Origin of the sequence: Halalkalicoccus sp. NIPERK01 (assembly GCF_030287405.1) — an archaeon.
GTDB lineage: Archaea > Halobacteriota > Halobacteria > Halobacteriales > Halalkalicoccaceae > Halalkalicoccus.
In genome coordinates this window covers 14,081-31,785 of sequence record NZ_JASVVV010000004.1, presented here as the reverse complement: position 1 = coordinate 31,785, position 17,705 = coordinate 14,081, and the positions used below count along the sequence as shown (strand labels likewise).

General features: G+C 68.2%; 19 protein-coding genes and 2 tRNA genes. 15 read left to right on the top strand and 6 right to left on the bottom strand.

The genetic code is table 11. The features are described 5' to 3' along the window. Positions 1 to 26 precede the first annotated feature (26 nt). A complete protein-coding gene (locus QRT08_RS12330) occupies positions 27 to 1,412 on the top strand; it encodes a signal recognition particle protein Srp54 (protein ID WP_286046268.1) in 1,386 nt (461 codons plus the stop codon). After that, positions 1,384 to 2,331: an esterase/lipase family protein gene (locus QRT08_RS12325; RefSeq protein ID WP_286046267.1), complete on the top strand. Its 948-nt coding sequence runs from the start codon at positions 1,384 to 1,386 to the stop codon at positions 2,329 to 2,331. The genes QRT08_RS12330 and QRT08_RS12325 overlap by 29 nt, the downstream gene beginning before the upstream one ends. On the opposite strand, the gene QRT08_RS12320 is transcribed toward QRT08_RS12325, so the two are convergent. Together QRT08_RS12320 and QRT08_RS12315 are read right to left on the bottom strand one after the other, a co-directional pair. Beyond that, positions 2,332 to 2,739, bottom strand: a complete 408-nt coding sequence (locus QRT08_RS12320; RefSeq protein ID WP_286046266.1) for an RNA-binding domain-containing protein — start codon at positions 2,737 to 2,739, stop codon at positions 2,332 to 2,334. Next, positions 2,736 to 3,284 carry an AAA family ATPase gene (locus QRT08_RS12315; protein WP_286046265.1) on the bottom strand — a complete coding sequence of 183 codons (549 nt, stop codon included), beginning with the start codon at positions 3,282 to 3,284 and terminating at the stop codon, positions 2,736 to 2,738. Before QRT08_RS12315 ends, QRT08_RS12320 begins: the two co-directional genes overlap by 4 nt. Before the next feature lie 186 nt (positions 3,285 to 3,470). Between QRT08_RS12315 and QRT08_RS12310 the strand changes: the two genes are divergently transcribed. The 6 genes from QRT08_RS12310 to QRT08_RS12285 all read left to right on the top strand — a co-directional run bounded on the left by QRT08_RS12310 (position 3,471) and on the right by QRT08_RS12285 (position 7,864). Beyond that, complete coding sequence (locus QRT08_RS12310) at positions 3,471 to 4,298, top strand: ZIP family metal transporter (protein ID WP_286046264.1); 828 nt, start codon at positions 3,471 to 3,473, stop codon at positions 4,296 to 4,298. A 97-nt stretch (positions 4,299 to 4,395) separates the two neighbouring features. Continuing rightward, positions 4,396 to 4,470, top strand: a tRNA-Arg gene (locus QRT08_RS12305). A gap of 318 nt (positions 4,471 to 4,788) precedes the next feature. Beyond that, positions 4,789 to 5,307, top strand: a complete 519-nt coding sequence (pyrE, locus tag QRT08_RS12300) for an orotate phosphoribosyltransferase (RefSeq protein ID WP_286046263.1) — start codon at positions 4,789 to 4,791, stop codon at positions 5,305 to 5,307. A gap of 73 nt (positions 5,308 to 5,380) precedes the next feature. Further along, the gene (locus QRT08_RS12295) at positions 5,381 to 6,094 is read left to right on the top strand and encodes a phosphoribosyltransferase family protein (RefSeq protein ID WP_286046262.1); all 714 of its coding nucleotides are present in this window, start codon (positions 5,381 to 5,383) and stop codon (positions 6,092 to 6,094) included. 81 nt (positions 6,095 to 6,175) lie between these two features. Continuing rightward, positions 6,176 to 7,555, top strand: a complete 1,380-nt coding sequence (locus QRT08_RS12290) for an NCS2 family permease (protein ID WP_286046261.1) — start codon at positions 6,176 to 6,178, stop codon at positions 7,553 to 7,555. A gap of 63 nt (positions 7,556 to 7,618) precedes the next feature. Beyond that, positions 7,619 to 7,864, top strand: a complete 246-nt coding sequence (locus QRT08_RS12285) for a glutathione S-transferase N-terminal domain-containing protein (RefSeq protein ID WP_286046260.1) — start codon at positions 7,619 to 7,621, stop codon at positions 7,862 to 7,864. Here the strand turns inward: QRT08_RS12285 and QRT08_RS12280 are convergent. Next, positions 7,861 to 8,829, bottom strand: a complete 969-nt coding sequence (locus tag QRT08_RS12280) for a transcriptional regulator (protein ID WP_286046259.1) — start codon at positions 8,827 to 8,829, stop codon at positions 7,861 to 7,863. The two genes, QRT08_RS12285 and QRT08_RS12280, sit on opposite strands and share 4 nt — an antisense overlap. 139 nt (positions 8,830 to 8,968) lie before the next feature. Here QRT08_RS12280 and QRT08_RS12275 point away from each other — a divergent pair, with 139 nt between their 5' ends. From QRT08_RS12275 to QRT08_RS12260, 4 genes are all read left to right on the top strand, one after another. Then, a complete protein-coding gene (locus QRT08_RS12275) occupies positions 8,969 to 10,237 on the top strand; it encodes a tRNA(Ile)(2)-agmatinylcytidine synthase (RefSeq protein ID WP_286046258.1) in 1,269 nt (422 codons plus the stop codon). Between the two features lie 159 nt (positions 10,238 to 10,396). Continuing rightward, entirely contained in the window at positions 10,397 to 11,308 is a 912-nt protein-coding gene (locus QRT08_RS12270; protein ID WP_286046257.1) for an ABC transporter ATP-binding protein, read from the top strand. Continuing rightward, a complete protein-coding gene (locus QRT08_RS12265) occupies positions 11,305 to 12,162 on the top strand; it encodes an ABC transporter permease (protein ID WP_286046256.1) in 858 nt (285 codons plus the stop codon). The genes QRT08_RS12270 and QRT08_RS12265 overlap by 4 nt, the downstream gene beginning before the upstream one ends. 31 nt (positions 12,163 to 12,193) lie before the next feature. Next, positions 12,194 to 12,367 (top strand): hypothetical protein, encoded by a 174-nt coding sequence (locus tag QRT08_RS12260; protein ID WP_286046255.1) that lies wholly within the window; start codon positions 12,194 to 12,196, stop codon positions 12,365 to 12,367. Here the strand turns inward: QRT08_RS12260 and QRT08_RS12255 are convergent. The 3 genes from QRT08_RS12255 to QRT08_RS12245 all read right to left on the bottom strand — a co-directional run bounded on the left by QRT08_RS12255 (position 12,364) and on the right by QRT08_RS12245 (position 15,817). Beyond that, the gene (locus tag QRT08_RS12255; RefSeq protein ID WP_286046254.1) at positions 12,364 to 13,599 is read right to left on the bottom strand and encodes an NRAMP family divalent metal transporter; all 1,236 of its coding nucleotides are present in this window, start codon (positions 13,597 to 13,599) and stop codon (positions 12,364 to 12,366) included. The genes QRT08_RS12260 and QRT08_RS12255 overlap by 4 nt on opposite strands. A gap of 167 nt (positions 13,600 to 13,766) precedes the next feature. Next, a complete protein-coding gene (locus QRT08_RS12250; RefSeq protein WP_286046253.1) occupies positions 13,767 to 14,861 on the bottom strand; it encodes a pyridoxal-phosphate dependent enzyme in 1,095 nt (364 codons plus the stop codon). Further along, entirely contained in the window at positions 14,861 to 15,817 is a 957-nt protein-coding gene (locus QRT08_RS12245; protein ID WP_286046252.1) for a succinylglutamate desuccinylase/aspartoacylase family protein, read from the bottom strand. The genes QRT08_RS12250 and QRT08_RS12245 overlap by 1 nt, the downstream gene beginning before the upstream one ends. A 156-nt stretch (positions 15,818 to 15,973) precedes the next feature. Between QRT08_RS12245 and QRT08_RS12240 the strand changes: the two genes are divergently transcribed. The 3 genes from QRT08_RS12240 (at position 15,974) to QRT08_RS12230 (ending at position 17,568) form a co-directional block, all read left to right on the top strand. Then, the gene (locus QRT08_RS12240) at positions 15,974 to 16,249 is read left to right on the top strand and encodes a DUF7536 family protein (protein ID WP_286046251.1); all 276 of its coding nucleotides are present in this window, start codon (positions 15,974 to 15,976) and stop codon (positions 16,247 to 16,249) included. Positions 16,250 to 16,290: 41 nt separating this feature from the next. Continuing rightward, on the top strand, positions 16,291 to 17,427 hold the full coding sequence (citZ, locus tag QRT08_RS12235) for a citrate synthase (RefSeq protein ID WP_286046250.1): 1,137 nt from the start codon (positions 16,291 to 16,293) through the stop codon (positions 17,425 to 17,427). Between the two features lie 65 nt (positions 17,428 to 17,492). After that, a tRNA-Arg gene (locus tag QRT08_RS12230) sits at positions 17,493 to 17,568 on the top strand. The last annotated feature ends 137 nt before the right edge of the window (positions 17,569 to 17,705 follow it).

Below are 17,705 nucleotides of genomic sequence, written 5' to 3'. Positions count from 1 at the left end.
GCGCCTCGGTCGCCTACTCGAAGCAAATGGTACTCGACGACCTCGGGACCTCGCTCAGGGGGACTCTGGAGGACCTCCGCGGGAAGTCCCGGCTCACCGAGGACGACGTGCAGGCGGTCGTCAAGGAGATCCAGCGCTCGCTGTTGCAGGCCGACGTCGACGTCTCGCTGGTGATGGGCCTCTCCGACTCGATCAAGACGAGGGCGCTCGAAGAGGACCCGCCCGCCGGTACCACGGCCCGCGATCACGTCCTGCGGATCGTCTACGAGGAACTCGTCGCGCTCGTGGGCGACTCGACGGACCTCCCGCTCGAGGAGCAGACGATCCTGCTGGCGGGCCTGCAGGGGTCGGGGAAGACCACGACCGCGGCGAAGATGGCGTGGTGGTTCTCGAAGAAGGGGCTCCGGCCCGCGGTGATCCAGACCGACACCTTCCGCCCGGGCGCGTACGACCAGGCCAAACAGATGTGCGAACGCGCCGAGGTCGAGTTCTACGGCGACCCCGACGCCGACGACCCCGTCGAGATCGCCCGCGCGGGCATGGAGGAGACCGCCGACGCCGACGTCCACATCGTCGACACCGCGGGTCGCCACGCCCTCGAGGACGACCTGATCGAGGAGATCGAGGCGATCGCGGGGGTCGTCCAGCCCGACCGCTCGCTGCTGGTGCTCGACGCCGCCATCGGGCAGGGGGCGAAAGAACAGGCCCGCCGGTTCGAGGAGTCGATCGGCATTCAGGGGGTGGCGATCACGAAACTCGACGGGACCGCGAAGGGTGGTGGAGCACTGACCGCGGTCAACGAGACCGACTCGACCATCGCCTTCCTCGGGACCGGCGAGGAGGTCGAGGACATCGAGCGCTTCGAGCCAAACGGCTTCATCTCTCGCCTGCTCGGGATGGGCGACCTCAAACAGCTCACCGAGCGCGTCGAGCGCGCGATGGCGGAAACCCAGGAGGAGGAAGAGGACTGGGACCCCGAGGACCTGCTTTCTGGCACCTTTACGCTCCACGACATGCGAAAGCAGATGAACGCGATGAACCGCATGGGCCCGCTGGACCAGATCATGGACATGATCCCCGGACTGGGCGGCGGGCTCATGGACCAGCTACCGGACGACGCGATGGACGTCACCCAGGAGCGACTGCGACGCTTCGAGTACGTCATGGACTCGATGACCGACGCCGAGATGGAACATCCCCGCGCGATCGGCCAGAGCCAGATCGAGCGCATCGCCCGGGGCTCCGGAACGGACGAGGAGACGGTGAGGGAACTGCTCCAGCAGCACAAGATGATGGAGCGCACCCTCAAGCAGTTCCAGGGCATGGGCCAGGGCAACATGGACATGGAGCGGATGATGAAACAGATGGAGAAACAGGGCGGCGGTGGCGGCGGCATGGGCGGGCTGTTCTGAGCGCACGCCCGTGAGCGACTCCTCCCGAACGGGCGCCGAGGGCGGGGCGCGCGAGCGCGATCCGCGGGCAGTTCGACGCCGCGACCTCCTGCGGGCGGTCGGCGGAGTCGGCGTTTCGACTCCGCTCACGGGGTGTCTGGACGACGGCGGCGGCGATCCCGACCCCGGCCTCCCCGAGAGCGCCTCGTCGTGCTCCCGCGACCGAGCCGACGACGCCGCGCTGCCGTTCGATTCGGGCGAGGAGTACGGCGGCTGGGGCGGCCACACGCACCACGGGACGGCCGCCGGTCTCTCCCACCGGCCGATCGTGTTCGTCCACGGTAACGGCCGCGACGCGTGTGACTTCGACGGACACGCCGGGTACTTCGTCGAGCGCGGCTACTCGGGCGACGCGCTCTGGGCGATCACGTTCGGGCGCGAAACGAGCACGCACGCCGAGATGCGCGAGCAACTGGATTCGTTCGTTGAACGGGTCCGTCGATACACGGACACGGAACGCGTCGATCTGGTGGGCCACAGCCTCGGCGTCACGGGGATTCGCTACTGGCTGGCCGAGGACGACCGCTACGAGTGGGTCGATTCGATGGTGGGGCTCGCCGGCGCGAACCACGGGACGTGGACCTGCGGACCGGGCTGTGTGGCCGGTCCCGGCTCAGCCCGGATCTGTGATTTCCTCTCTCACGCCTGTGCCGATACGCCGGGCCGACCGCTCTACGAACTCAACGCGGACGAGACGCCGGGCCCCACCGAGTACTACACGATCCGGGGAACCGACGACGACTTCTTCCGGACGCGACCGACTAGCCCCGAACTCGACGGGGCGGAGAACGTCGTTCTGGACGGGGCCGACCACGACGCGGTCGGAACCAGCGACACGACGAGGGAACTGCTCTTCGGGTGGCTGTCGGACGGCCAGTGACTACGGTTCGACTGGCCGTCCGTCCTCGGTCGGCGGCGCGACGTGATCGATGTACGACTCCACGTCGGGGTCGTCCACGCGGACCTCGACGTCGATCTCGCCGAGTTCGCCCTCCTCGCCGACCGCGAAGTTCACGACGCCCTGGAAGGCGGCCTGTTTCTTGAGCGAGAAGGAGAAGTACCGTCCCGACTGGCGGCGGAAGAACTCGCTTCGGGCCGTGTCGAGGATCTCCTGGCGGTGGAGCAGTTCGGAGAGGTGATCCAGCGAGTGGGTCGTCCCGGCGAGTTCCCCCTCCCGGGTCTCGAGTTCGGCGTTCGGAAACAGGTTCATCACGGCGTCTTTGACTCTGTCGGTGACCTCGGTGTCACGGACCGGCACCCGAACGGTGGCCTCGATCCGGTAGATCACCGCTCGATCGCCTCCTCGGAGAGCACCGCGCGGATCCGCTCGCGAAAGCGTTCGAGCGAGTCGGTGTTCTCGATGGTCACGTCCGCACGCTCGATCGCCTCGCCCATCCCGAAGCCCAGTTCGCGCTCGTCGCGGGTCTCCAGCGATTCGGTTTCGGGGTTGTCCCGCCCGCGGGTTCCGAGACGTTCCTCGCGGAGTTCGAAGGGTGCCTCGATCGCGACGAGCGAAAAGGCCTCGCCGAAGGCCTCCTCGAAACGCTTCGCCTCCGCGCCCGAGCGAAGCCCGTCGACGAGGACGACCCCGCCCTCCTCAAGGCGCTCCTCGATCAGCGGCAGGGAGCGCTCGGCGATCGCGAGGGGGCCGTCCTCCTCGCGCAGCGCCTTCGCGACCTCGCCGTGGTGGTCGGCGGGGTCGAGGCCCCGCTCTCGGCACTCCCGACGGATGACGTCGCCCATCGTGACGACGGGGACCCCCTCCTCGCGGGCGACGGCGGCGGCCTCACCCTTCCCGCTGCCCGGCAGGCCGACGGTTCCGATGACGCGCATTCGGCGGCGATAGACGCGGTCGGCGAATAAGTCCTCCGGGTCCGCCCGCTCTCCGAACGGTGACCTCCTCACCGCCGACGGTGATCGTTCGAGGGGCGTATCAGCCGAGGGCGATAGATCGATAATCGTGGCCCGGAAACCGTTCCGGCGTACACCCATGGCGCTTTCCGACTCGAGGTGTGGCGGGTGGTAGCCGAACCGTTCGTCGGACTGTTCGGGCAGAACCCGGTCGTTCACGGGCTCGTCGGGGGGCTGTTCATAGCGGTCCTCAACCTCCTCGGTGCGTCGCTGGTATTCGTCTGGCGCGACCCCTCCGTCCGTGCGATGGACGGCGCGCTCGGGTTCGCCGCCGGCGTGATGCTCGCCGCGAGTTTCACGAGCCTCATCCTCCCCGGCATCGAGGTCTACTCCGACGGGAATCCGATCCCCGTCCTCCTCGGCGTGGCGCTCGGCGCGCTCGCTCTCGACCGTTCCGACCTGCTCGTTCCCCACGCCCACTTCCTCCTCTCGGGGCGGCGACGACGGGACGCCGCGAACCCGGGCGACGAACTCCCGGTGGACGACGAGCGTCTCGCCGGCGTGGTGCTGTTCATCCTCGCGATCACGCTCCACAACATGCCCGAAGGGCTCGCCGTCGGCGTCGGGTTCGGCAGCGGCGACGTCGCCACCGCGATCCCCCTGATGCTCGCCATCGGGATCCAGAACGTCCCCGAGGGGCTGGCCGTCTCGGTGGCCGCCATCAACGCCGGACTGGACAAGCGCTTTTACGCCGTGCTCGCGGGGATCCGCGCGGGAGCCGTCGAGGTCCCCCTGGCCGTTCTCGGCGCGTACGCGGTCCAGACGATCTCCTCGCTGTTGCCGTACGCGATGGGCTTTGCCGCCGGAGCCATGCTGTTCGTCATCTCCGACGAGATCGTTCCCGAGACGCACACGAAGGGTAACGAGCGCATCGCCACTCTCGGGACGATTCTCGGGGCGATCGTCATGCTCTATCTCGACATCTCGCTCGGGTGAGATCCCACAGTGGGAACGAGCGGCCGATCCGGCCGAAACTGCCCAGTCAAAGGGTATAAACCGGGTCGAGGAGTAGACGCCGACTGCGAGACTCTCGGGGCACGTAGCTCAGTCCGGATAGAGCGTCGGACTTCTAATCCGACGGTCGTGGGTTCGAATCCCATCGTGCCCGCTGTTCTGCGAGGAGCGGACGCGACGAGCGAACAGCGAATCGAGATGGATTCGAAGCAGGGAGGTCGCGCGCAGCGAAGCGAGCACGTCCGACCGGGGTTCGAATTCCCTCGTGCCCATGCACCTTTTTTCGGTTCGGGTGTCCTCGCGCTGACGCGCTGCGGGCACCACTCGCCGTAAAAAGCTACGCTAAAAAGGCCGCTCGCTCACTTCGTTCGCTCGCGGGACCCCTATCGTGCCCGTCTCTCCATTCCTGCTTTCCCGTACGTTCCGCTGGATGGATCGCACCCCTTTTGTCCTGCCATGCGAGAACCCGACCATGACCGACACGGAACTCATCGCGGCGCTGCGCGAGGCCGACGCCGTCCAGTACGGCGAGTTCGAGCTCTCGCACGGCGGGACGAGCGACTACTACGTCGATAAGTACCGCTTCGAGACCGATCCTCGATGCCTCTCGCTGATCGCGGCGGCGTTCGCCGAGCGGATCGACGAGCCGAAACTCGCGGGCGTCGCCCTCGGGGCCGTTCCCCTCGTGGCGGTCACGAGCGTCGAGACCGGCCTGCCCTACGTCATCGCGCGCAAGCAACAGAAGGAGTACGGCACGGGGAACCTGATCGAAGGTGAACTGGAGGAGGGCGAGGAGGTGCTCGTTCTGGAGGACATCGCGACGACCGGGCAAAGCGCCGTCGACGCCGCGGAAGCCCTCCGGGAGGCCGGCGCCCGCGTCGAGCGCGTGCTGGTCGTCGTCGACCGCGAGGAGGGCGCGCGGGAACTGCTCGCCGACCACGCCCTCGAACTCGATGCACTGCTCACGGCCACGGAACTCCTCGACCGGTAGTATCCGCTCCCGTGCGTGTTTTTCTGCCGGTTCGATTCGAGATGTTCAAGTTCGTGTAGATACCTCTCCGGATATGAACCGCGCCGAGAAGGCCGCCCTCCAGTTGCAGGCGGTCTCCGTGTTGGGGATGCTGAAGGAGACGCGCACGTACGACGAACTCGCCGATCTGACGGGTCTGCCGGCGGGCGATCTCAACCGGTACGTCAACGGGCACGTCCTGCCGGGTACGGACCGCGCCCGGGCGGTGATCGACGGCGTCGGCCGCGACACCCTCGCGGCGGAACTCGACGCGCGGATCGAACTCGACTCGGAGGGGTACGTCGACAACTCGGGAATCGTCTTCGACCAGCCGTTTCTCGACCTGCTCGCGCCGGTCGCCGCCGAGTCGTTCGGCTTCGAGCGCCCGGACGTGGTGTTGACGGCCGCGACCGATGGAATCACGATCGCGGCGGCGATGGCGCGGTACTTCGACGCCCGGTGTGCCTACGCCAAGAAATCCAAGGAGACGGCGATCGAGGAGTTCATCGAGGCCCGCGACCGCCTCGACTCGGGGATCGAACTCACCTACTACCTGCCGGCCTCGGCGCTCGCGGCGGGCGAGACGGTGCTGGTCGTCGACGACCTCATCCGCTCGGGCGAGACCCAGGAACTCCTGCTCGACATCGCCACCGGGGCCGGTGCCCGGGTCTGCGGCGTCTTCGCGCTGATCGCCGCCGGCGACGAGGGGATCGAGCGCGCCCGTGCCCGAACCGACGCGCCCGTCGGCGCGCTCTCGCAGATCGAGTGATACCCATACCTGTGCATAGATGCGCCCGGCGTAGACGAAAATAGTTAAATAACCCTCTGACGCTATGCTCACTCGTGTATCATGGGGATCGGTGAGCGCCTGAGCGCGCATTTCGACGTCGAGGGGCAGGGGAGCGACGTTCGGACCGAGACCATCGCCGGGATCACGACGTTTCTGGCGATGTCGTACATCGTCCTGGTCAACCCGGCCATCCTCTCGGAGGCGATCACGGTCGAGGGGTACTCGCAGACCGACGTCCAGCAGATGATCGCCATCGCGACGATCCTCTCGGCGTTCGTCGCGACGCTCGTGATGGCGTTCTACGCGCGCCGACCGTTCGCGCTCGCGCCGGGCATGGGCCTCAACGCCTTCTTCGCCTTTACCGTGGTCCTCGGGCTCGGCGTCCCGTGGCAGACCGCGCTCGCGGCGGTGTTCGTCGAGGGGCTGATCTTCGTCGCCATCACCGCCGTCGGCGCCCGCAAGTACGTCATCGAACTCTTCCCCGAACCCGTGAAGTTCGCCGTCGGCGCGGGGATCGGGGTCTTTCTGCTGTTCATCGGCCTCCAGGAGATGCAGTTGGTCGTCGCCGACGAGGCGACGCTCGTGACCCTCGGGGACGTCGCCGCGAGCCCCGTCGCCGGGCTGGGCGTCCTCGGACTGGCCGCCACGTTCGTCCTCTGGGCGCGCGGAATCAAGGGTGCGATCGTCATCGGCATCCTGGGGACGGCCCTGACGGGGTGGGCGCTCACGTTCGCGGGCGTCTTTCCCCGGGGGGTCGTCACCCCCGAGACGCTCGCGAGCCCCCAGTACGACATCACCCCGCTCGCGGGGGCCTTCCTCGACGGGTTCGTCGACATCGACCCCCTCACCTTCGCGCTCGTCGTCTTCACCTTCTTCTTCGTCGACTTCTTCGACACGGCCGGGACGCTGATCGGCGTCTCGCAGTTCGGGGGCTTCCTCGACGAGGAGGGCGACCTGCCCGAGATCGAGAAGCCCCTGATGGCCGACGCCGTGGGGACCACCGTCGGCGCGATGCTCGGCACCTCGACGGTGACGACCTACATCGAGTCCTCGACGGGCGTCGAGGAGGGCGGTCGGACGGGGCTGACCGCGCTGATCGTCGCCGCGCTCTTTCTGGTCTCGCTCGTCGCCGTCCCGCTGATCGCGGCGATCCCCGCCTACGCCTCCTACATCGCGCTCGTGGTGGTCGGGATCATCATGCTCCAGGGCGTCCTCGACGTGCGGTGGAACGACCCCGCGTGGGCCGTCTCGGGCGGACTCACCATTACCGTGATGCCCCTCACCTACTCGATCGCGAACGGACTGGCGGCGGGGATCGTCGCCTACCCGGTCATCAAGACCGCGATGGGCGACGCGGGCGAGGTGCGCCCCGGCCAGTGGGCCCTCGCGGCGGCGCTCGTGGGCTACTTCTACGTCCAGACCAGCGGGATGTTGCTGTAGGGTCGGCCGTCCCGTCCGCGGCGTACCCGTGGGCTCTTTTGGCTTCGGACCCTATCGCCGTCGATGGCACCCATCCAACTCTACGAACTGCAGGGCTGTCCGTTCTGTGCGAAAGTGAAGGGCAAGCTCGACGAACTCGGCGTCGAGTACGACTCGCACATGGTCCCGGCCAGCCACGCCGAGCGCACCGAGGTGAAAGAGATCAGCGGCCAGACCGAGGTGCCGATGATCGTCGATCCCGACCACGGGGTCGAGGGGATGGCAGAGAGCGACGACATCGTCGCCTATCTCGAGGAGACGTACGCCTAAGCGTGTTCCTCGGGGGGCGTGGTCCGCTCGCGGATCAGTTCCCTGAGTTCCTCGCCGTCGCGCGTCGATTCGGCCTCCTGGCGCTCGACGATCGCCGTTCCGTCGACCTCCTCTTTGGGAGCTTTGTCGACGAAGTAGACCGAGCGGGTCAGCGTGACCCTCCCGAGCGAGCCCATGATCCGGGCGCGTTTTTCGGCGGTCTTCGTGAACGTGGAGTTACCAGTGAGAAGGCTCTCCTCCTCGCCCGTGTCCTCGCCGACGGCCTTGAACGGCGCGCGCGTCGTCGGGTGGACGTCGAAGCCCGCCCGGGTGAGCACGGCGGTGATTCCCTCGTCCTCGGGGTCGACCGCAGGGTCCTCGGGGGTGGGTTCGGCGTCGCGGACCGTCTCCGCGCCGTCCATCACGTCGACGGGGCTCGTGAGGGGCGCATCGAAGAGGTCCTCCAGGGCCATCGCCACCTCGATCGAGGCGTTCATGCCGTCCTCGTACTTCGAGACCGTTCGTCTGGAAACGCCGAGTTCGGTGGCGAGCTGGCCCAGGCTCCAGCCGCGTTTCTCGCGCTCGTCCGCGAGGATGTCGCTGTCGATGCTGACGTACAGCCCGCCGGGGGCGGCGTAGATGAGGGGTGGAACGTTCTCGACGAACAGGTCCATCGCGGTGTCGGGGTTGAACACCGGCACGCCGTGGCGGAAGTAGACCACGCCGGGTTTGAGGTCCTCGTCGCGGGTGCGCAGCCCGATGACAAACGGGGTTGCGTTCAGGTAGGTTCCGAGGCGGCGCATCTCCGCGCCGGTCGCGCCGTCGAACCCGTCGACGTTGCCCAGTATCTTCACGAGGATCAGGTCCTCGCCACGGCGGGCGGCGACGTCGAAACTCTTCGGGCGGATCGCACACCGGTCGCTCACGGCGAAGCCCGCGTCCTCGAGCATCGCGGTCACGTTCCCGACCAGTGCTGACCGAGACATATTCCTATATAAGTCATTCGACCCATATATGTGTTGTGACGGTGCGGCGCGTCCGCGCCGGGTTTTCTCTCCCTCCCCCGGAAGTATATGTTCCGTTCGAGCCGAAACCCGTTAGCCGGTTCGAGGAATAGGGTCGGCGATGACCGTCGTCGGCATCGACGATACCGACTCGCGCATGCGCGGGATGTGTACGACCCACCTCGCGAGCGAGGTAGCCGACGCGCTCGTAGCCGAGGGCGCGAGCGTCGACCGCCTTTTGCTCGTTCGGCTCAACCCCGCGATCGAGCACAAGACGCGGGGAAACGCCGCCCTCGCGATCCACACCGACTGCGATCCCGAGCAGACCTTCGAACTCGCCCGCGAACGGATCGGGAACCTGAGTGAAACCGACGACCCGAACACCCAGCCCGGCCTCGTCGTCGCGCCGGGCGACCCCGCGGAACTCCCCTCCGCCGTCGTCGAGTTCGCCCGCCGAGCGGTCGGCGAGCATCTCGCGCTCGAGGAGGCGCTGGTGCTACTGGACGAGGCGGGCTACTCCCATCGGGGCTGGGCGGGCGGACGGGGACGGATCGGCGCGCTCGCCGCGGTCGGCGCACACCGCGCCCTCTCCGAGCGGACCTACGAACTGATCGCGTACCGCGAGCGCGAGCGGTGGGGCACCCCCCGAGAAGTCGACCCCGACTCCGTCTTCGCCGCCGCCGAGACCGAGTACCCCGACGTCTGGGACACGGTCGACCGGGGAACCGGCGATACGGTCTGCGTGCCCCGCACGCCGGGGCCCGTCCTCTACGGCATCCGCGGCGACGATCCCGGGGCGATCGGGCGGGTCGCCGAGCGAATCGAGAGCGAACCGGTCGCCCGCCGAACGCTGTTCGTCACGAACCAGGGGACCGACGCCCACCTCCGCGAGGGCACGATCGGTGCGGTCGAGAACGACCACGCCTATCGGCTCGACGGGACCGTTTCGAACCCGCCCGAGACCCGACGTGGCGGCCACGTCTTCCTCGAGATCGGCGAGGGTGACGACCGCCTGCGGTGTGCGGCGTTCGAGCCCACGAAACGGTTTCGCGACCGGGTGCGCGCGCTCCGGATGGGCGACCGGCTCACCGTCTGTGGGGAGGTCTCGGAGGGCACGCTGAAACTAGAGAAGTTCGCGGTTCGGGAGTTGAACCGAATCGAGTACAGGAACCCGCGGTGTCCCGACTGCGGGCGCTCGATGGAGAGCGCAGGCCGCGGGCAGGGCTATCGCTGCCGGCGATGTGGAACGAGCGCCGAACGGAAGGCAGAAATCGAGGTCGATCGGGACCTCGACAGGGGGTGGTACGAGGTGCCGCCCACCGCGCGGCGACACGTCGCGAAACCGCTCGTCAGGGGCGGGTTCGACGGGCCGGTCCACCCCGAGCGATAGCCACCCGACCGATCGACGCCGGGACCTCGTGATGCGAGGCACGGTATCGGTTCCGTCGTCGACGCCTCCGTTTCCAATCTCCGGGACTTGGTATCAGGGCGGTAACAGTAGTGGCAAGACCTATGTATTTTCTTTCATAACATCAAGGCGATTAAAACTGTGACTGCAATCCAACTCACGGACGTCACGAAACGATACGGCGAGGAGACTGCCCTTTCGGGGCTGGATCTCGCGGTGAAGGAGGGCGAGATATACGGCTTTCTCGGGCCCAACGGCGCGGGCAAGTCGACGACGATCAACCTCCTGCTGGACTTCGTCCGACCCACCTCGGGCGAGGTCCGCGTCTTCGGTCACGACGCAGGGGACGAGGGGCTCGCGATCAGGGAGCGGACGGGCATCCTCCCCGAGGGCTTTTCGCTCTACGATCGGCTGACCGGCCGCCAGCACCTCGAGTTCGCCATCGAGTCGAAGGGGACGGGCGACGACCCAGACGCGCTGCTCGAACGCGTCGGCATTCCGGACGCCGCCGACAAACGGGTCGGGGGCTACTCGAAGGGGATGACCCAGCGCCTCGCGCTCGCGGCGGCGATCGCGGGCGAACCGGACCTGCTGATCCTCGACGAGCCCTCGACGGGGCTGGATCCGGCGGGTGCCCGTCGGATGCGCGAGATCATTCGCGCGGAGCGCGATCGGGGCGCGACGGTGTTTTTCTCCTCGCACATCCTCGAACAGGTCGACGCGGTCTGTGATCGCGTCGGCATCCTCCGCGAGGGCGAACTCGTCGCCGAGGACACCGTCTCCGGCCTGCGCGACGCGACCACCGACGAGACGACGCTGGTGGTCGAACTCGACTCGCTTCCCGACGGGGCGACCGAGCGGGTCGCCGCGCTCGACGGCGTCTCGCGCGTGACGACCCGGGGGTCGGTCGCGACCGTCACCTGCCGCGACGACGCGAAGACGAAGGTCCTCAGGGCGTTCGAGGAGGCGGGCGCGACCGTCGAGGACTTCGAGACCGAGGAGTCCTCGCTCGAGGACCTCTTCATCAGCTACACGACGGAGGCGACCGCGTGAGCGCGATCGCCGTCGCGAAGAAGGACTTCCGGGACGCGGTTCGCTCCCGCGGGCTGATCGCGCTGACCGTGATTTTCGTGCTGTTCACCGTCGGCGGGGCGTACGTCTCGACGCAGATCGCGGGGCTGCTCGGCGGCGAGGGCGAGAGCACGCTCGACCTGATCGTCGCCCTCCAGACGCCCGCGAGCTTCCTGGTCCCGATCATCGCCCTGCTGATCGGCTACGGGGCGGTCGCCGGCGAGCGCGAGAGCGGCAGCCTGAAGTTCCTGCTGGGACTGCCCCACACGCGCCGTGACGTCGTCCTCGGGAAGGTCGTGGGCCGAACCGCGGTCGTCGCGGTCTCGATCCTGATCGGCTTCGCCGTCGGTATCGTCGCCATCTTCGCGTTCACCGGGTCGATCTCCCCGCTCGAGTACCTCGTGTTCACCCTGCTCACCATCGGGCTGGGCTTCGTCTACGTCTGCATCGGCGTCGGCCTCTCGTCGATGACGCGTTCGACCACGCGCGCCGCGATCGGCGCGTTCGGCTTGCTCGGGCTGTTCTGGCTGCTCTGGGGGGTCATCGCCCAACTGCTGCTCTATCTGACCTCGGGGTCGGTCTTCCCCGAGCCGCCGATCCCCGGCTGGTACGTCGCCTTCCTCTCGCTGCCGCCGGGACCCGCCTACGGCTCGGCGATCGGTGCCGCCCTCGGCGAGACCGGCTTCACGACCGCCGGCTCCTTCGAGACGCAGGGGCTGATCGAGGGTGGCCTGCCGATCGTCGCGGAGCCGTGGTTCGGCCTCGTCCTCCTGGCGCTGTGGGCCGCGATCCCGCTGGCCGTCGGGCTGATCCGGTTCGACCGCGTCGACCTCTAAGCACTATATCCCTCCCCCGTCCACGTCCCCCATGAACCGATTCGCCCTCCTCGCGGCGGCGGTGGTCGGGCTTCTCGGGACGGCCGTCGCCCCGCGATTCGCCCCGACCGCCGGGCTCCCGGCGGCCCTCGTCTTCCTCGTCTGTGCGCTCGGCACGCTCGCCGGGCTGTGGACCGTCTCCTACGCCCTCTCGATCGACGACTAGAGGTAGCCGGCGATCGTTCCCGCGAGGTCCTGTGCCGTCAGGGCCGCCCCGACGAACAACACGAGCACGACCGCGAGGAAGGCGGCGCGCTCGAGTCGGGACGGATCGAAGTAGCGCGTGACGGCGGCGTACAGCGCGACGGCCGTGATCGGTAGCCCGATCACGCCGTTTATCGCCGGCATCGTGATCGCGAGCGTGACCGGCGTGAAGCCGGTGAACGCCAGCAGCGCCAGCGCGAGCAGCACCGAGAGGACGATCAGGACGTTGACCACCCGCCGGAAGCGGTAGTCGCCGAAGCGCGTCTCGTGGCCGTACGCCTGCGGGAGCATGAACCCCGCGCCGAACAGCGTGCCGGTGGCGCTCGTAAAGGAGGCCGCCCCCGCCGCGATGACGAACACGTCGAGCGCCCACGGGCCGATCGCCGACGCGAGCGGCTCGCCGGGATCGGTCAGCGTCAGCTCCCCGCTGGGAACCGTCAAGGCCGCGACGGCCATCACGGCCATGCTCAGCGCGATCACGGCGACCAGCCCGAGGGTGTGATCGCGCCGATAGCGCGAGACCACGTCCCAGTCCTTCGTCCCGGACATGCTGGTCTGGATGAAGAAGTTGGGGTAGTAGACGGTCGTCCCCAGCAGCGCGATCACCATCGTCAGGTAGCCGACCTCCGAGACGAGCGACGGGACGAACCCGCCCGCGACCTTCCCGACCGGGAAGTCCAGCCCGAGAATGATCACGAGATACGAGCCGAAGATGGCGAGCACGAGCGCCGAGATGACCCCCTCGATCCGGTCGTACAGGCGCAGTTCGACCAGCCCGAGTCCGAGCGCCGCCACGACGATCGTGCCGATGTAGAGGTTCGAAAGCGGCGTGAGGTAGACGAACGCCGCGCCCGCGAGCGCGTAGTTCGCGACGCTCCAGAAGTGCATGATGAACGCGACGAACACGGCGAACGGCTTCGCGGCGGTCTCGCCGATGCGGTCCCTGATGAAGACCATCAGCGGCCGGTCGGCGGCGGCCAGCCGCGCCGACATCTCGTGCATCGCGAGGCCCGCGAGCAGCGCCAGCGGCAGGACCCACAGCAGGGCGAAGCCGAAGCCGCTGCCGGCCTCCGAGAGGATGTACACCGAGCCCGCGCCGAAGACGTTCGCCGCGAACAGGAGCCCGAGCCCGTACCGACGAACGAACTGCTTCGTCTGCACCACCGACCGCTCGAAATAGTTGGTCGTGCTCATGTAAGGGTTGCTTGTGTCCGACTAAGGGGCAATTATACTGATAAGGATTGAGCTTGCACGTCGCTCGCTACCCGCAGTTCATGGGAGTGCAGAGAGTCCCGCGGTGAGACTCGAACACCGGATCCAGTCGGGACACGCCGTGGCTCCGGCTGGCTCGATACTCCCCATCAGCCCCACTCGGCCTTCAACCCGCTTCCGGTCAGCGGGACCACCACGTCGTCGCCGTCGAGCACGCCGCGCTCGCGGTACTCGCGGAGGGCGGCGGGGCCGAGCGCGCTCGTCGGCTCGACGTAGAAGCCCGCGCGGTGGAGCCGGTCGAGTTCGCGTTCGGTCTCGCGCTCGCCGATGGCGATCGCGTCGCCGCCCGTCTGTGCGATCGCCTCGCGGATCTCCTCGCGACGGACCGGCTCGCGGATCTGAACGCCGTCGGCGACGTCGTTTTCGCCCGCCGTTTCGTCGCCGAGCGCCCCGGCGATCGGGGCGTAGCCGGCGGCCTGCGCACCGAGCAGCCGAGGCACGGAATCGGTCCAGCCCGCCTCGCGGAGCGCCCGGAAGCCCCGGTACGCGCCGAGAAAGAGGGTGCCGTGGCCGAGCGGCAGGACGACCGCGTCGGGCACGCCCCAGTCGCGCTGGGCGGCGATCTCGAAGGCCACGGTCTGCGTGCCGGCGAAGAAGGCGGGGTTCCACGCGTGGCTCGCATACCACCCGTCACCGGCCTCGACGGCCTCGATGCACGCCTCGGTGACCGCCCCCCGTCCGCCGCCGATTTTCACCACGGTTCCGCCGGCCCGTTCGATGGCGGCGACCTTCGAGGCCTTGACCGAGGCGGGCACGTAGATCTCGGCGTCGATCACCGCGCGGGCGGCGTAGGTGGCGATCGCGGCGCCCGCGTTGCCCGAGGAGTCCTCGATCACCCGCTCGACGCCCAGTTCGGCCGTCCGCGAGAGGACCATCGTCGCCCCGCGGTCCTTGAAGCTCCCCGTCGGGAAGACGTACTCCAGTTTGAACGCGGCGTCCCACTCGGGGGCCGGGACCAGCGGCGTCCACCCCTCGCCGAGGGAGACCTCGCGGGCGATCGGAAGGAACGCCGAGAAGGCCCACAGTCCCCGGCGGGTGTCGAGGTCGCCGATCGCCGGGGGCGGGCCGTCCGGAAGCGGCCGATCGGCGAGTTCGAGGGGGTGCCCGCAGGAACAGCGCCACGGCTCGTCGACGCTCGCGGGGTAGGTCCGCTCGCAGACCGGACAGACGAGGTTCGAGACCATCAGTAGGTGTCGATCCCGGTGGCGACCGAGCAGACGTACTCGCCCGTCGCCACCTGGGGGAGTCGCCGTGAGCGCCAGAAGATCCCGTTTCCGTCGGCGGTCACGTCGGCCTTGATCGTCCCGAAGACGCCCCGCACGGTGAAGAGGGTCTCGCCGCGGGAGACCCGCTCGCCCAGGTCCTTCTCGAACCGGACGAGCCCGCCGGAGGGCGAGCCGTACTGGTCGAACCCGCTGGCGCGGGTCTGCTCTTCGGGGGTGACCTCGCCGTCGAGAAAGCCGTAGTACCGGAGCACGTTGAAGATCCCCCGGACGCCGTACTCGATGCTCCGTTCGTCCCAGCCGACCGATCCCCCGAGTTCGGGGTCGACGGTGGGGATCCCCTCGTCGGGGCCGACGCGGGCGAGCTGGCCGCTCGGTCCCTTCTGGTCGAGGACGTACCCGCAGCCGAACACCTTCGCCAGCGTGAGACACTGCTCGTGGAGGCGGTGGCGCGTCCCACAGCGCACTCGGACCTCGTTCAGCATCCGGCTGGTCGAGCCCTGGTGGAGGTCGAGGATCATGTCGGCCTCCCGTGCGACGTCGAACGTCGCGGCGGAGATGCGTTCGGAGGAGGACCCCTCGCTGTCGCCGGGGTAGGTGCGGTTCATCTTCGTGTCGTCGATCGGGTTCCTGTGTTCCGCGACCTGAAAGCCGTGGTAGTTGACGATTCCGACCGCGAGTACGGTACCGGAGAGTTCGGCGGGGTCGATCCGTGGGACGGCCCGCTGGATCACGCCGATCCCGTTCAACTCGTCGCCGTCGCTCGCGGCCTGCAGATAGAGCGTCCCTCCGTCCCGGTCGCCGTTTATCACCGCGACCGGAAGGCCGACCTCCCCGCCATCGCGCGTCTCGCCGACGACGAGCCGCCCCGTGTCGGTCTCGCCGGGGGCGGCCTCCGCCGTTCCGAGGCTCGTCATTACCACTAGACGACGGGGCCACGCTCTTTAGCCGTTCGATTACACACTCAGCTGTAACGATCCGTCCGGGGTCCCCGCCGCGGCTCTCGAGTACCGTTCACGGCGACTCGCGTGACGAACCGGGGAGCCTTTCTCCGCTCGTCGCCAACGCCGACCGTGAGCGACAGCACACCGGAGGACCCGTCGCTCGCGACGTTGCTGATCGCCCTCCACGTCCGTCGTAACGCCGCGATCGGGCTGGCGGTCGGCGTCGTCGTCGCGACCCTCGCGTACGTCTACCGGATCGTCGTCGTCGACCCCGCACCCGGCGTCGAGAGCTCCCCCCTGCTCTTCGGCGTCCTCGCGGTGACGCTCGCGGTCTCGGTTGCGGCGCTCGTCGCGGTCGTCCTCACGGCCGTCTCGGCGGTTCGACGCGCCCGGACGATCGACTGAGAAACGATAATGCTTAACCGGGATGGTCATCAACCCTGGGTATGGCAGACGACCTGAAAGAGGGGCTCGAAGGTGTGTTGGTCGCCGAATCCTCACTCAGCCACATCGACGGGGAGGAGGGGACGCTCATCTATCGCGGCTACGCCATCGAGGACCTGGCCCGCGAGGCGAGCTACGAGGAGGTGCTCTACCTGCTCTGGGAGGGCGAGCTCCCCACGCGCGAGCAGCTCGAGGCCTTCAATCGGGAGATGGTCGCCGAGCGGGCGCTCGACGACGCGATCCTCGACACCGTGGAGGCGCTCGCCGCGGCCGACGCCGAACCGATGGCTGCCCTCCGCACGATCGTCTCACAGCTCTCGACGACCGACCCCGCCGGCGAGACCGACCCGCAGGACCGAGACGCCACCCTGGAAAAGAGCCGACGGATCACGGCCAAGGTCCCGACGATCATCGCGGCGTTCGCCCGTCTCCGTGACGGGGACGACCCCGTCCCTCCGCGCGACGACCTGAACCACGCCGAGAACTTCCTCTACATGCTCAACGGCGAGGAACCCGACGAGACCGCCGCCGAGACGTTCGACGCGGCGCTCGTCCTCCACGCCGACCACGGGCTGAACGCCTCGACGTTCTCGGCGATGGTGACCGCGAGCACCCTCTCGGACGTCCACAGCGCGGTCACGAGCGCGATCGGCACCCTCAAGGGAGGGCTCCACGGCGGCGCGAACCAGAACGTCATGGAGATGCTGCTCGAGGTCGACGAGAGCGACAAGGACCCCGTCAAATGGGTTCGCGACGCCCTCGACTCGGGCCGGCGGGTCGCCGGGTTCGGCCACCGCGTCTACGACGTCAAGGATCCTCGAGCCTATATCCTCGGGGACTTCTCGGAGTCGCTCGCCGAGGAGGCCGGCGACATGAAGTGGTACGACTACAGCGTCGCCATTGAGGAGTTCATGCAAGAGGAAAAGGGAATCGCCCCGAACGTCGACTTCTACTCCGCGACCACCTACTACCAGATGGGCGTCCCGATCGACCTGTACACCCCGATCTTCGCGCTCTCGCGCGTCGGCGGGTGGACGGCCCACGTCGCAGAACAGTACGAGGGCAACCGGATCATGCGCCCACGGGCGCGCTACGTCGGCCCCGAGGACCAGGAGTTCGTTCCGATCGACGAGCGCTGATCGGTCCCGTCACGAAGCGGTCAACTACGCAATAGTTATATCATTCTGTCACATCTGTCGAAGGCGGGCACGTAACTCAGTCAGGACAGAGTACCGGATCCCGTATCCGGCCGTCGCGTGGTTCGAATCCCGTCGTGCCCGCTCACTCGCTGCGCTCGTTCACGGGCGCTCCTGAGTCCCGTTCGCTGTCGCTCACTGGACTCCCGTCGTGCCCGCTCACTCGCTGCGCTCGTTCACGGGCGCTCCTGAGTCCCGTTCGCTGTCGCTCACTGGACTCC

Coding starts and splice junctions, on each gene's coding strand:
- QRT08_RS12330 (WP_286046268.1), top strand. CDS start 27: ATGGTACTCGACGACCTCGGGACCTCGCTCAGGGGGACTCTGGAGGAC.
- QRT08_RS12315 (WP_286046265.1), bottom strand. CDS start 3,284: ATGCGCGTCATCGGAACCGTCGGCCTGCCGGGCAGCGGGAAGGGTGAG.
- pyrE (WP_286046263.1), top strand. CDS start 4,789: ATGACCGACACGGAACTCATCGCGGCGCTGCGCGAGGCCGACGCCGTC.
- QRT08_RS12295 (WP_286046262.1), top strand. CDS start 5,381: ATGAACCGCGCCGAGAAGGCCGCCCTCCAGTTGCAGGCGGTCTCCGTG.
- QRT08_RS12290 (WP_286046261.1), top strand. CDS start 6,176: ATGGGGATCGGTGAGCGCCTGAGCGCGCATTTCGACGTCGAGGGGCAG.
- QRT08_RS12285 (WP_286046260.1), top strand. CDS start 7,619: ATGGCACCCATCCAACTCTACGAACTGCAGGGCTGTCCGTTCTGTGCG.
- QRT08_RS12280 (WP_286046259.1), bottom strand. CDS start 8,829: ATGTCTCGGTCAGCACTGGTCGGGAACGTGACCGCGATGCTCGAGGAC.
- QRT08_RS12275 (WP_286046258.1), top strand. CDS start 8,969: ATGACCGTCGTCGGCATCGACGATACCGACTCGCGCATGCGCGGGATG.
- QRT08_RS12260 (WP_286046255.1), top strand. CDS start 12,194: ATGAACCGATTCGCCCTCCTCGCGGCGGCGGTGGTCGGGCTTCTCGGG.
- QRT08_RS12255 (WP_286046254.1), bottom strand. CDS start 13,599: ATGAGCACGACCAACTATTTCGAGCGGTCGGTGGTGCAGACGAAGCAG.
- QRT08_RS12250 (WP_286046253.1), bottom strand. CDS start 14,861: ATGGTCTCGAACCTCGTCTGTCCGGTCTGCGAGCGGACCTACCCCGCG.
- QRT08_RS12245 (WP_286046252.1), bottom strand. CDS start 15,817: ATGACGAGCCTCGGAACGGCGGAGGCCGCCCCCGGCGAGACCGACACG.
- citZ (WP_286046250.1), top strand. CDS start 16,291: ATGGCAGACGACCTGAAAGAGGGGCTCGAAGGTGTGTTGGTCGCCGAA.